This window comes from Streptomyces sp. NPDC060049, from assembly GCF_042736715.1.
Taxonomy (GTDB): Bacteria; Actinomycetota; Actinomycetes; order Streptomycetales; family Streptomycetaceae; genus Streptomyces.
The window spans coordinates 80238-92468 of the sequence record NZ_JBHWVV010000028.1 but is presented as its reverse complement, the minus strand read 5'-3'; the positions used below and the strand labels follow the sequence as shown (position 1 = coordinate 92468).

10 protein-coding genes and 1 pseudogene are annotated in these 12231 nt (G+C 69.7%); 1 reads left to right on the top strand and 10 read right to left on the bottom strand.

The annotated features are described in order from the left end of the window. Positions 1-55: 55 nt before the first annotated feature. From pssA to ACFWBY_RS34900, 9 genes are all read right to left on the bottom strand, one after another. Positions 56-877 (bottom strand): CDP-diacylglycerol--serine O-phosphatidyltransferase, encoded by an 822-nt coding sequence (pssA, locus tag ACFWBY_RS34940; protein ID WP_385409749.1) that lies wholly within the window; start codon positions 875-877, stop codon positions 56-58. A gap of 25 nt (positions 878-902) precedes the next feature. Beyond that, positions 903-1559, bottom strand: coding sequence for a phosphatidylserine decarboxylase (locus ACFWBY_RS34935; RefSeq protein WP_385335780.1), 657 nt, complete (start codon positions 1557-1559; stop codon positions 903-905). 185 nt (positions 1560-1744) lie between these two features. Continuing rightward, positions 1745-2950, bottom strand: a complete 1206-nt coding sequence (locus ACFWBY_RS34930; RefSeq protein ID WP_385335778.1) for an acyl-CoA dehydrogenase family protein — start codon at positions 2948-2950, stop codon at positions 1745-1747. Between the two features lie 2 nt (positions 2951-2952). After that, on the bottom strand, positions 2953-3465 hold the full coding sequence (locus ACFWBY_RS34925) for a MaoC family dehydratase (RefSeq protein ID WP_243341651.1): 513 nt from the start codon (positions 3463-3465) through the stop codon (positions 2953-2955). Positions 3466-3470: 5 nt separating this feature from the next. Beyond that, positions 3471-4445 (bottom strand): CoA ester lyase, encoded by a 975-nt coding sequence (locus tag ACFWBY_RS34920; RefSeq protein ID WP_214950631.1) that lies wholly within the window; start codon positions 4443-4445, stop codon positions 3471-3473. Beyond that, positions 4442-6553: a protein meaA gene (locus ACFWBY_RS34915; protein ID WP_385335775.1), complete on the bottom strand. Its 2112-nt coding sequence runs from the start codon at positions 6551-6553 to the stop codon at positions 4442-4444. Before ACFWBY_RS34915 ends, ACFWBY_RS34920 begins: the two co-directional genes overlap by 4 nt. 31 nt (positions 6554-6584) lie before the next feature. Then, positions 6585-7922, bottom strand: coding sequence for a crotonyl-CoA carboxylase/reductase (gene ccrA, locus ACFWBY_RS34910; RefSeq protein WP_385335773.1), 1338 nt, complete (start codon positions 7920-7922; stop codon positions 6585-6587). A gap of 399 nt (positions 7923-8321) precedes the next feature. Continuing rightward, positions 8322-9152, bottom strand: coding sequence for a TetR family transcriptional regulator (locus ACFWBY_RS34905; RefSeq protein WP_385335771.1), 831 nt, complete (start codon positions 9150-9152; stop codon positions 8322-8324). A 166-nt stretch (positions 9153-9318) separates the two neighbouring features. Next, a complete protein-coding gene (locus ACFWBY_RS34900; RefSeq protein WP_385335770.1) occupies positions 9319-11139 on the bottom strand; it encodes a 3-hydroxyacyl-CoA dehydrogenase family protein in 1821 nt (606 codons plus the stop codon). Positions 11140-11549: 410 nt separating this feature from the next. On the opposite strand from ACFWBY_RS34900, the gene ACFWBY_RS34895 reads away from it, so the two are divergent. Beyond that, positions 11550-12110, top strand: coding sequence for a HEAT repeat domain-containing protein (locus tag ACFWBY_RS34895; RefSeq protein ID WP_385335768.1), 561 nt, complete (start codon positions 11550-11552; stop codon positions 12108-12110). On the opposite strand, the pseudogene ACFWBY_RS34890 reads toward ACFWBY_RS34895, so the two are convergent. After that, positions 12107-12217 (bottom strand): annotated as a pseudogene (locus ACFWBY_RS34890) (RidA family protein); the annotation flags it as partial. The gene ACFWBY_RS34895 and the pseudogene ACFWBY_RS34890 sit on opposite strands and share 4 nt — an antisense overlap. Positions 12218-12231: the final 14 nt, after the last annotated feature.

The following is a 12231-nucleotide window of genomic DNA, read 5'->3' as shown; positions in this document are numbered from 1 at the left end:
CGGCCCCCGGCCGCGTGTGGCGGCCGGGGGCCTCTCGCGTGCGTACAGCCGTGGCTTACGGGGCCTGCGTGGCCCGCGCCTCACGACGGTTGTGGCGGAACGTGTTCGCGCGACGGGTCGTCGCGAACAGCGGAATGGTCGCCGCCAGAGCGATCTGCAGCGCGCAGCCGGTCTGGAGCAGCAGCCCGCCGCCCGGCGCGTCGAACGCCCACGCCGCCAGCAGGCCCATCGCGCCGACGATCCAGCTCAGCATCGCCACCGCGAGGACACCGCGCGGCTTGGGGTACTCGACCCGGCTCACCATCAGCCACGCCACCCCGATGATCGCCAGCAGCGTCGGGACGAACGGCAGCTCCAGCAGCACGATCGAGACGACCGTCAGCGCGCCGAAGGGGCTCGGCATGCCCTGGAACATGCCGTCCTTCATCGTCACGCAGCTGAATCTCGCGAGGCGCAGCACCACGGCCAGCAGGACCACGATCGCCGCCAGCGCCGACATCTTCTGGACCGCGTCCACGGCGACCATGCCGTAGACGAGCACGAAGTAGGCGGGAGCCAGCCCGAAACTGATCAGGTCGGACAGGTTGTCCAGCTCGGCGCCCATCGGGGAGCTGCGCAGCTTGCGGGCCACGATGCCGTCGAAGAGGTCGAAGACCGCGGCGAGCAGCATCAGTATCACGGCCGTCGCGGCGCTGCTGCGGGCCATGCCCGACTCGCCGCTGCCGGTGAGGTGCGGAATGAGGATCCCGGTGGTGGTGAAGTACACCGCCATGAATCCGCACGTCGCGTTGCCGAGGGTGAGGGTGTCCGCTATCGACAGCCGCAGTGACAGCGGCATGTCGTCCTCGGCGGACTCCTCCTCGGACGCCTCGGGCACCCAGCCTGCGGCCGGGGTCTCAGGGTCAGTCACGGTCAATTCGGGTCACCCCCGCGGTGGTGGCCTGACCGACCTCGACCGCGACCTCGACGCCTTCCGGGAGGTAGATGTCGACGCGCGAGCCGAAGCGGATCAGACCGATGCGTTCGCCCTGCTCCACCTTGGAGCCGGCCGGCAGGTACGGGACGATGCGGCGGGCGACGGCGCCGGCGATCTGCACCATCTCGATGTCGCCGAGCTCGGTGTCGAAGTGCCAGACAACGCGCTCGTTGTTCTCGCTCTCCTTGTTGAACGCCGGAACGAATCCGCCGGGGATGTGCTCCACGGACGTCACCGTGCCCGCGAGGGGCGCGCGGTTGACGTGCACGTTCAGCGGGCTCATGAAGATCGCGACCCGGGTCCGCCCGTCCTTCCACGGCATGATGCTCTGCACCACACCGTCGGCGGGCGAGATGACCCGGCCCTGCGTGATCTCACGCTCGGGGTCGCGGAAGAACCACAGCATGCCCGCCGCGAGCGCGGTGGTGGGCACGGCTACCGCCGCCCAGCGTCCGGACTTGCGGGCCCGGGCGAGGCTGAGAGCGGCGGTGGCGACGGTCGGCAGAAGCCACGGCGATGCTCCGCGCGCGAGGCGTCCACCGAGGAGGCCGACGCGAGGTGCAGAGGTTTGGCTGTGGGGCATGGATGACCTTCGTAGCGGGTGATGCCGCGCCGCAAACAGGGGGACGGGACGGCGGCTTTACTGGAATGCTATCGGTTGCACGCAACAACTGGGCAAGCCAGAAGCCGAGTCGATGACCGCCGGCCAGTGACTGGTAGTGACTCTTTTGCGGAAAACCACTGGACGATTCCCCGCAAAAGGGACTTTCAGCCCTGGAGTCGGTACTCCTCGAGCAGGCGTCGCCCGATGATCATTTTCTGGATCTCGGCGGTACCCTCGCCGATGAGCAGCATCGGCGCTTCCCGGTAGAGACGCTCGATCTCGTACTCCTTCGAGAAACCGTAGCCGCCGTGGATGCGGAACGCGTCTTCCACCACCTCCTTGCAGTACTCGGAGGCGAGGTACTTCGCCATCCCTGCTTCGAGGTCGTTTCGTTCCCCGGAGTCCTTTTTGCGTGCTGCATTGACCATCATCGCATGGGCGGCCTCGACCTTGGTAGCCATCTCGGCCAGCTTGAACTGGATCGCCTGGTGCTCGGCGATGGCCTTGCCGAAAGTATGACGTTGCTGGGCATACGAGACACCCAGCTCGAATGCACGCTGCGCGACGCCGCAGCCACGGGCCGCCACGTTGACGCGGCCGACCTCGACGCCGTCCATCATTTGGTAAAACCCTCGGCCGGTCTGGCCGCCGAGCACCCGATTGGCCGGAATGCGCAGTCCGTCCATGATGAGCTCGGTCGTGTCGACGCCCTTGTAGCCCATCTTGTCGATCTTGCCCGGGATGGTCAGGCCGGGACGCACCTCACCGAAGCCGGCCTCCTTCTCCACGAGGAAGGTCGTCATCGACTTGTGGGGCGCGGTGCCGTCCGGGTGTCCTTCGTCACTGCGCACCAGTACGGCCACCAGGGTGGACGTTCCGCCGTTCGTGAGCCACATCTTCTGGCCGTTCAGGACGTACTCGTCGCCGTCCTTCACCGCCTTGGACGTGATGGCCGACACGTCGGAGCCGAGCCCCGGCTCGGACATCGAGAACGCGCCGCGCACCTCGCCCAGCGCCATGCGCGGAAGGAAGTAGTCCTTCTGCTCCTGGGTGCCGTGCTGCTTGATCATGTACGCCACGATGAAGTGCGTGTTGATGATGCCCGAGACGGACATCCAGCCACGCGCGATCTCCTCGACGCACAGCGCGTAGGTGAGCAGCGACTCACCCAGGCCGCCGTACTCCTCCGGGATCATCAGGCCGAAGAGGCCGAGTTCCTTGAGGCCGTCGACGATCGCCTGCGGGTACTCGTCGCGGTGCTCCAGCTCGGTCGCGACCGGGATGATCTCTTTGTCGACGAATTCCCGGACGGTCTTGAGGATCTCCCGCTGAACGTCGTTCAGCCCGGCGGTCTGGGCGAGTCGGGCCATGGCTACTTCCCCTGTTCCTTCAGCGTGGGGCGGCCGGGCTGCTCGCCGCCGCGCTCCTTGATGTACGTCTCGGTCGGGACCATCACCTTGCGCCTGAAGACGCAGACGAGGGTGCCGTCCTGCTTGTAGCCCTTGGTCTCCACATAGACGATGCCGCGGTCGTTCTTCGACTTCGACGGGGTCTTGTCGAGGACCGTGGTCTCGCCGTAGAGGGTGTCGCCGTGGAAGGTCGGCGCCACGTGCCGCAGCGACTCGATCTCCAGGTTGGCGATCGCCTTGCCGGAGACGTCCGGCACGGACATGCCCAGGAGCAGCGAGTAGATGTAGTTGCCCACGACGACGTTCTTGCCGAAGTCGGTCGTGTTCTCGGCGTAGTTGCTGTCCATGTGCAGCGGGTGGTGGTTCATGGTCAGCAGGCAGAAGAGGTGGTCGTCGTACTCGGTGACCGTCTTTCCGGGCCAGTGCTTGTAGACCGCGCCGATCTCGAACTCTTCGTAGGTGCGTCCGAACTGCATCGGGATCAGGCCTCCGGGATCTCGAACTTGGTGGTGCGCCGCATGCCCGCGGCGCGGCCCTTGCCGGAGATGACCAGCGCCATCTTGCGGCTGGCCTCGTCGATCATCTCGTCGCCGAGCATCGCCGAGCCCTTCTTGCCGCCCGCCTCGGAGGTGCACCAGTCGTACGCGTCGAGGATCAGCTCGGCGTGGTCGTAGTCCTCCTGCGAGGGGGAGAAGACCTCGTTCGCCGCGTCGACCTGGCCCGGGTGCAGCACCCACTTGCCGTCGAAGCCCAGGGCCGCCGCGCGACCCGCGACCTCGCGGTAGCCGTCGACGTTCTTGATCTGCAGGAAGGGGCCGTCGATCGCCTGCAGGTCGTGCATGCGGGCCGCCATCAGGATCCGCATCAGGATGTAGTGGTAGGCGTCCGCACCGTACCCCGGCGGCTGCATGCCCACGACCAGCGACTTCATGTTGATCGAGGCCATGAAGTCGGCCGGCCCGAAGATGATGGTCTCCAGCCGCGGCGAGGCGGCGGCGATCTCGTCGACGTTGACCAGGCCCTTGGCGTTCTCGATCTGCGCCTCGATGCCGATCTTGCCGACCTCGAAGCCCATGGTCTTCTCGATCTGCGTCAGCAGGAGGTCGAGCGCCACGACCTGCTGGGCGTCCTGGACCTTCGGCAGCATGATGCAGTCGAGGTTCTGTCCGGCGCCCTCGACGACCGTGATCACGTCGCGGTACGTCCAGTGCGTGGTCCAGTCGTTGACGCGCACCACGCGGGTCTTGCCGGTCCAGTCGCCGTTGTTCAGCGCGTCCACGATGGTGTGGCGGGCGCCTTCCTTGGCGAGCGGGGCGCAGGCGTCCTCCAGGTCGAGGAAGACCTGGTCGGCCGGCAGGCCCTGGGCCTTCTCCAGGAACCGGGGGTTGGAACCCGGCACCGCAAGGCAGGAGCGGCGCGGCCGCAGCCGGTTGACCGGGGAAGAGGGCGTGGTCATGCGGGGACCTCCGTGCTTGCAGCGGTGTTCTTGGTGTCGCTGGGGTCGGTATCGGTGTCGTCGGCGTCGCCGAGCGGGTGGAGCTTGTTCGCCTTGCGGATCTCGTCGACGATACGGCCGATGATCTCCGTGATGCCGAAGTCCTTCGGGGTGAACACGGCGGCCACCCCGGCCGCCTTCAGCGCCACGGCGTCGGCATTCGGAATGATGCCTCCGAGGACGACGGGGATGTCACCCGCCCCCGCCGCACGCAGGCGTTCGAGCACGTCCGGGACGAGAGCGCTGTGCGAGCCGGACAGGATGGACAGTCCCACGCAGTGCACGTCCTCGGCCAGGGCCGCCGAGGAGATCTCCTCCGGCGTCAGCCGGATGCCCTGGTAGACCACCTCGAAGCCGGCGTCGCGGGCGCGCACGGCGATCTGCTCCGCGCCGTTGGAGTGCCCGTCGAGGCCGGGCTTGCCGACCAGCAGTCGCAGCCGGCCGGAGCCGAGCTCGTCGGCGGTACGGGAGACCTTCGCACGGACGAGGGCCATGGGGGTCCCCTCCTCGGCGGTCACGGCCACCGGCGCCGAGGAGACCCCGGTCGGTGCCCGGAACTCCCCGAACACCTCGCGCAGCGCGGTCGACCACTCGCCGGTGGTGACACCGGCGCGGGCGCACTCCAGGGTGGCTTCCATCAGGTTCTCGTCGCCCGCCGCGGCCTCCTTCAGCCGGTCCAGGGCCTGGAGGGCCGTCGGGAAGACGAACGGGTCGCCGCCGCCCTGGCGGTCCGTGGACTCCTGGCGCTCGGCCCGCCAGCGGCCGATGCGCTCGACGGTCTGTGCCTCCAGAGCCCCGTCCACCGTCATGATGGCGCCGTCCAGGTCGGCGGTGAGCGGGTTCTCCTCGGTCTGCTGGAAGCAGTTGACACCGATGATCTTGTCCTCGCCGGCCTCGATCCGGGCCCGCCGCTCGGCATGCGAGGAGACCAGCTCGCCCTTGAGGTAACCGGACTCGACGGCCGCCATCGCGCCGCCCATCTCCTGGATCCGGTCGATCTCCGCCAGGCACTCGGCCACCAGGGACTCGACCTTGGCCTCGATGACGTGGGACCCGGCGAAGATGTCCTCGTACTCCAGCAGGTCGCTCTCGTGGGCGAGGACCTGCTGGATGCGCAGCGACCACTGCTGGTCCCAGGGCCGGGGCAGGCCCAGCGCCTCGTTCCAGGCCGGCAGCTGCACGGCGCGGGCGCGGGCGTCCTTGGAGAGGGTGACCGCGAGCATCTCCAGCACGATGCGCTGGACGTTGTTCTCGGGCTGTGCCTCGGTCAGGCCGAGCGAGTTGACCTGGACGCCGTAGCGGAAGCGGCGCTGCTTGTCGTTCTCGATGCCGTAGCGCTCGCGGGTGACCTTGTCCCAGATGCGGCCGAAGGCGCGCATCTTGCACATCTCCTCGATGAAGCGGACGCCCGCGTTCACGAAGAAGGAGATGCGGGCGACGACCTCGCCGAAGCGCTCCTCGGGCACCTGGCCCGAGTCGCGCACCGAGTCCAGGACGGCGATGGCCGTGGCCATCGCGTAGGAGATCTCCTGGACGGGCGTGGCCCCGGCCTCCTGCAGGTGGTAGCTGCAGATGTTGATCGGGTTCCACTTCGGGATGTGGTTGACCGTGTACGCGATCATGTCCGTCGTCAGGCGGAGCGAGGGCCCGGGCGGGAAGACGTGCGTCCCGCGCGAGAGGTACTCCTTGACGATGTCGTTCTGGGTGGTGCCCTGGAGCTGGGAGATGTCCGCTCCCTGCTCCTCGGCGGCCACCTGGTAGAGCGCCAGCAGCCACATGGCGGTGGCGTTGATCGTCATCGAGGTGTTCATCTGCTCCAGGGGGATGTCCTGGAACAGCCGCCGCATGTCGCCCAGATGGGAGACCGGGACCCCGACCCGGCCGACCTCGCCGCGGGCGAGGATGTGGTCGGGGTCGTATCCGGTCTGCGTCGGCAGGTCGAAGGCGACCGACAGGCCGGTCTGGCCCTTGGCGAGGTTGCGGCGGTACAGCTCGTTTGACGCCTCGGCCGTGGAGTGGCCGGCGTACGTCCGCATGAGCCACGGACGGTCTTTCTGGCGCTCTGTCATCTCAGGCTGTCCCTTTGGCCCTTGAACGGTCTCAGACGTTCCGGAAACGGTTGATCGCCTCGAGGTGCGTCGCGCGCATCTCGTGGTCCCGGACGCCCAGACCCTCCTCGGGGGCCAGCGCGAGGACGCCGACCTTGCCCTGGTGGAGGTTGCGGTGGACGTCGTAGGCGGCCTGGCCGGTCTGCTCCAGGGAGTAGACCTTCGACAGGGTCGGGTGGATCTTGCCCTTGGCGATCAGGCGGTTGGCCTCCCAGGCCTCGCGGTAGTTCGCGAAGTGGGAGCCGACGATCTTCTTCAGGGACATCCACAGGTACCGGTTGTCGTACTCGTGGTTGTAGCCCGAGGTCGAGGCGCAGGTGACGATCGTGCCGCCCTTGCGGGTGACGTACACGGAGGCGCCGAAGGTCTCGCGGCCCGGGTGCTCGAAGACGATGTCCACGTCCTCGCCGCCGGTGAGCTCGCGGATGCGCTTGCCGAGGCGCTTCCACTCCTTGGGGTCCTGGGTGTGCTCGTCCTTCCAGAACTTGTAGCCCTCGGCGCTGCGGTCGATGACCGCGGTCGCGCCCATGGCCCGGCAGATGTCCGCCTTCTGCGGGCTGGAGACCACGCAGATCGGGTTGGCGCCGCCGGCGAGCGCGAACTGGGTCGCGTACGAGCCGAGGCCGCCGCTCGCGCCCCAGATCAGGACGTTGTCGCCCTGCTTCATGCCGGCGCCGTTGCGGGAGACCAGCTGGCGGTAGGCGGTGGAGTTGACCAGGCCGGGGGAGGCGGCCTCCTCCCAGCTGAGGTGGTCGGGCTTGGGCATCAGCTGGTTGGACTTGACGAGGGCGATCTCCGCCAGGCCGCCGAAGTTGGTCTCGAAGCCCCAGATGCGCTGCTCGGGGTCGAGCATCGTGTCGTTGTGGCCGTCCGAGGACTCCAGCTCCACCGACAGGCAGTGGGCGACGACCTCGTCGCCGGGCTTCCAGGCGTTCACGCCGGGGCCGGTGCGCAGGACGACGCCCGCGAGGTCCGAGCCGATGACGTGGTACGGGAGGTCGTGGCGCTTGGTGAGCTCCGAGAGGCGCCCGTAGCGCTCCAGGAAGCTGAAGGTGGACACCGGCTCGAAGATCGAGGTCCACACGGAGTTGTAGTTGACCGAGGAGGCCATGACGGCCACCAGGGCCTCGCCCGGGCCGAGCTCGGGCACGGGGACCTGGTCCAGGTGCAGGGACTTGCGCGGGTCCTTCTCGCGGGTGGTGAGCCCGGCGAACATCTCCGCCTCGTCCTTGTGCACGGTGATCGCGCGGTACGAGTCGGGGAGCGGCAGGGCCGCGAAGTCGGCGGCCGTAGCGCTCTGCGACTGGATCGCTTCCAGGATGTCCTTCACGGTATTGCCTCCGGCCGTGCGCTGATGAGGGTGCGCTGAGGAAAACGGGTTGCTTGGAGCGGGTTGAGCGGTGTGCTGGGGGGCGCCGTCGATTCGGCTGAGGGTGGAGCTGCGCGTTGCCTGTGGTGGGGCGTGCGGGGTGCCTGGTGACGCAGGCATCCGGGGCGCGTTCCGTGCCGAGTGGGCTGGGCCGCGGGGACATCCGGACGAGATTCAACGTATGGCACCCCGTGTCACTCAGCAAGGCACCGCGTGCCAAAACTTTCTCTCATTTGCCGATTGACCTGCGCGGATGAGCGATGATCGATCAGAGTTACCCGCGAGTAGGGGCAACCCGGACAAACGAAAGCGGCCGCCCCCGGAACGGGAGCGGCCGCTGTGACGCGAGCTACACGCGTGTTAGCGCTGCTTGTTTCTGAGTGCCTCTTCGATGGTCCGCATGACCTCGTGCAGCGGCGCGTCCGTGCGCGCCACCGCCACGAGCACCTCGCCCTGCGTACGGACCGAGGCCGGCGGCTCGGCGGGGGCCGCCGGCGCCGCGTTGAGCGTGCGCCCCGCGCCGATCCCGCTGCCGAAGGTCTTGCGCACGATCGAGAAGGCGTGATCGAGCTGCGCCTCCACGTCGCCCTGCCCGCCCGCCCGCAGCCAGCGCCGCAGCACGTGGTTGTGGGCCGTCACCACCGCCGAGGCCGCGACCTCCGCCAGCAGCGGGTCGTCGTTGCCGTCGTGGTGGTCCTGCTCGTCGAAATGGGCCAGCAGGTAGCGGGTGAAGAGCCGCTCGTAGCGGGCGACCGAGGCGATCTCCCGCTCCCGCAGTGCCGGCACCTCGCGGGTGAGCCGGTAGCGCTCCACCGACACCGCCGGCGACGCGGCGTACATCTTCATGACTTCCTTGATCCCCCGGCACACCGTGTCGAGCGGGTGCTCGTGGGCCGGAGCCACGTCGAGGACGGCCTCGGCGCGGGTCAGGGTGTCGTCGTGGTCCGGGAAGATCGCCTCTTCCTTGGACCGGAAGTGCCGGAAGAAGGTCCGGCGGGCCACACCGGCCACCGAGGCGATCTCGTCGACCGTCGTCGCCTCGTACCCCTTGGTCGCGAACAGCTCCATCGCGGCCGCCGCCAGCTCGCGGCGCATCTTGAGCCGCTGCGCGGCCGCCTTGGTGCCGGCCGGGCTCTCCGGGGCGTCGGAGGCCGAGGAGGCACGGGGCGAGGTCTTGGCGGGCTGGGACATAGAGCGAAAGTACTTCATTTGTACGGGAGAGCGCTCCCGAGGGGGGTGGGACGGGGATGGATGCGGGGGAGAGCCCGCACTGGGCTCGGAAGGTACGGCCTGCCGTGAGGGTCCGGCAGACCCGAGCAGCCCTCCCCACGCATCCGGCTCGTGTGCCTTCCGCCGGTTACCGGCGGGGGGCGTACTCACGGAATCCGCGGCCGGTCTTCCGGCCCAGGCAGCCCGCCGCCACCAGGTGCTCCAGCAGCGGGGACGGGGCCAGGCCCGGGTCGCGGAACTCCTTGTGGAGGACCTGCTCGATGGCCAGCGACACGTCCAGGCCGACCACGTCCAGGAGCTCGAAGGGCCCCATCGGGTAGCCGCCGCCCAGCTTCATCGCCGCGTCGATGTCGTCGATGCCGGCGTAGTGCTGCTCGACCATCTTGATCGCGTTGTTGAGGTACGGGAACAGCAGCGCGTTCACGATGAAGCCGGCCCGGTCCCCGCAGTCCACCGCGTGCTTGCGCACCTGACCGCAGATCCCGCGGACCGTGGCGTGCACGTCGTCGGCGGTCAGCACCGTCCGGACGACCTCGACGAGCTTCATCGCCGGAGCCGGGTTGAAGAAGTGCATGCCGATCACGTCCTGCGGACGCGCCGTCGCGCGGGCGATCGCGATCACCGGCAGCGAGGAGGTGGTGGTGGCCAGCACCGCGCCGGGCTTGCAGACCTTGTCCAGCGCCTGGAAGAGCTCCTGCTTGACCGCCAGGTCCTCGGCGACGGCCTCCACGGCCAGGTCCACCTCGGAGAAGGGCTCCAGCGAGCCCGCCGGCGTGATCCGGCCCAGGGTGGCCGCGGCCGCCTCCGCCGACAGCCGGCCCCGCTCCACCGCGCGGCCCAGCGACTTGCCGATCGCGGCCTTGGCGGCGTCGGCCTTCTCCTGGCTGCGCGCCGCCAGCACCACGGGGAAGCCGGCCTGTGCGAAGACCTGCGCGATACCGCTCGCCATCGTGCCCGAACCGGCCACGCCGACCGAGTTCACCGGGCGGCTCGCCCGGACCAGGTCCCCGTCCGGCGGGGTCTGCAGGTCGCGGACGATGACCTGGCTGCCCGCGGCCTCGTACGTGTAGAAGCCGCGCCCGGACTTCTGCCCGGTCAGGCCGGCCTCGGCGAGGTGGCCGAGGATGGGGGCCGGGGCGTGCAGCCGGTCCCCGGACGCCGTGTACATGGCCTCCAGGACGGTGCGGGCGGTGTCCACGCCGATCAGGTCGAGCAGGGCGAGCGGCCCCATCGGAAGGCCGCAGCCCAGCTTCATCGCCGCGTCGATGTCCTCGCGGGAGGCGTACTTCGCCTCGTACATGGCGGCGGCCTGGTTGAGGTAGCCGAACAGCAGGCCGTCGGCGACGAAGCCCGGGCGGTCGCCGACGGCGACCGGCTCCTTGCCGAGCTCGCGGGCCAGCGCCGTGACCGCCTCGACGGCCGGCGGAGCCGTCAGCACGCTGGAGACGACCTCGACGAGCTTCATCGCCGGGACCGGGTTGAAGAAGTGCAGGCCGACGACGCGCTCCGGGCGCTGCGACTCGGCGGCCATCCGCGTCACCGACAGGGCGTTGGTGCCCGTGGCCAGGATCGCGGTGGGCCGGACGATCGCGTCGAGCTCGCGGAAGATGCGCTGCTTGAGCTCGTAGGACTCGGGGACCACCTCGATGACGAGATCGGCGTCGGCGGCGGCGCCCAGCTCGGAGAAGGTGCGGAAGCGGGCGAGGACGCCCTCGCGCTCCTGCTCGGTGAGCAGCCCCTTGGTGACGGAGCGGGCGGTGGCCGCGGCGAGGGCCGCGGTGGCCCGGCGGGCGGCGGCTTCGCTGATGTCGATGCCGACGACCTCGCGGCCGGCCCGGGCGAGGACCTCGGCGATGCCGGTGCCCATCGTGCCGAGACCGACGACCGCGATGGTCTGCAGGGCGGGCTTGGAGGGGGAGGACTGACTGGACGTGGACGGAAGGTCCATCGCGGGACTCCAGTGGAAGAGGGTGACGACTGAGGGGAGCGCGCGGCGTACGGCGCGCGGGTGCCGTACGGAAAGCCGTGCGGAGAGGCCCAGGGGGTCCCGAGGGGAGTGGCCCGGAGGGCGGAAGCGGCGGAGCCCTGTCCCGGGGCCGCGCCGTGGGGTCGTACAGATGTCGTGCAGAACCGACTGGCACGAGGTGGCTGCGTCACCAGGCCGCCCTCGTACGTGTTGTAGAGACCGTAACCCGCTGGTAACTGGTCCGCCAGGGCGCGCAGATGTGACCTGCGCCGCTCAAATGTACCGATCATCGATCATCGATCAACCGCGCCTCCAGCAAGGCTCCACCGGGGCACGTCACCAACTCCGGGAGATTGGGAAGGTCCACCGGGTCACAGCACTAGGCTGGCCGGGTGAACGACGTGTTGGAGCGCCTGCGGGCGGAAGCCGGGCCGGCGCCGGAGTACGAGGCGCTGCTCGCGGCGGACGCCGACGGCCTGGCCGCATCCCTGACTTCCGCCGGACTGCCGCTGTGGGCCCGCGAGCTGGCGGCGTACCGGCTGGGCCTGGCCGGCGACCGGCGGGCCTTCGAATCGCTGGTCCTGCTCCTCAACCACCGGGACCCCCCGCGCTGCGAGGCGGCCGCGCGGGCGCTGGCCGTCCTCGGCGACCCCCGCACCGCCCGCGCGGCGGCGGCCCTGGCGACGAACGAACTGCGCACGGCCTACGCCCTGCACCCCGTACGGCTGCTGGCGGCGCTGCGCGCCCCGGAGTCCGCGCCGGCGCTGATCCGCACGCTGGGGCGGCTGCTCGCACCGAACGACCCGTACTGGCGGGTGGCCCTGGCGTGCGTGGAGGGCCTGGGCGCGCTGGCGGATCAGCGCGCCCGCGAAGTCCTGAGCCGGGCCCAGGCGCACCCCCGGCTGGCGGTGGCGGCGACAGCGGCCCTGCGGGGACTGGACGCGACGGCTTAGACGGTCCGCGCGCCGGCCGGGACGATCGCGAGGGCCTCCACCTCCAGCAGCAGTTCGGGCCGGAGGAGCGCCGCCACCTGGACCGCCGCGGAGGCCGGGAGGCGGTCCGGGGCGGCCACCG

What these genes read in the sequence shown, in the direction of transcription:
- ACFWBY_RS34935 (WP_385335780.1), bottom strand. Translation starts at nt 1,559, where the DNA reads ATGCCCCACAGCCAAACCTCTGCACCTCGCGTCGGCCTCCTCGGTGGA.
- ACFWBY_RS34930 (WP_385335778.1), bottom strand. Translation starts at nt 2,950, where the DNA reads ATGGCCCGACTCGCCCAGACCGCCGGGCTGAACGACGTTCAGCGGGAG.
- ACFWBY_RS34925 (WP_243341651.1), bottom strand. Translation starts at nt 3,465, where the DNA reads ATGCAGTTCGGACGCACCTACGAAGAGTTCGAGATCGGCGCGGTCTAC.
- ACFWBY_RS34920 (WP_214950631.1), bottom strand. Translation starts at nt 4,445, where the DNA reads ATGACCACGCCCTCTTCCCCGGTCAACCGGCTGCGGCCGCGCCGCTCC.
- ACFWBY_RS34915 (WP_385335775.1), bottom strand. Translation starts at nt 6,553, where the DNA reads ATGACAGAGCGCCAGAAAGACCGTCCGTGGCTCATGCGGACGTACGCC.
- ACFWBY_RS34905 (WP_385335771.1), bottom strand. Translation starts at nt 9,152, where the DNA reads ATGTCCCAGCCCGCCAAGACCTCGCCCCGTGCCTCCTCGGCCTCCGAC.
- ACFWBY_RS34900 (WP_385335770.1), bottom strand. Translation starts at nt 11,139, where the DNA reads ATGGACCTTCCGTCCACGTCCAGTCAGTCCTCCCCCTCCAAGCCCGCC.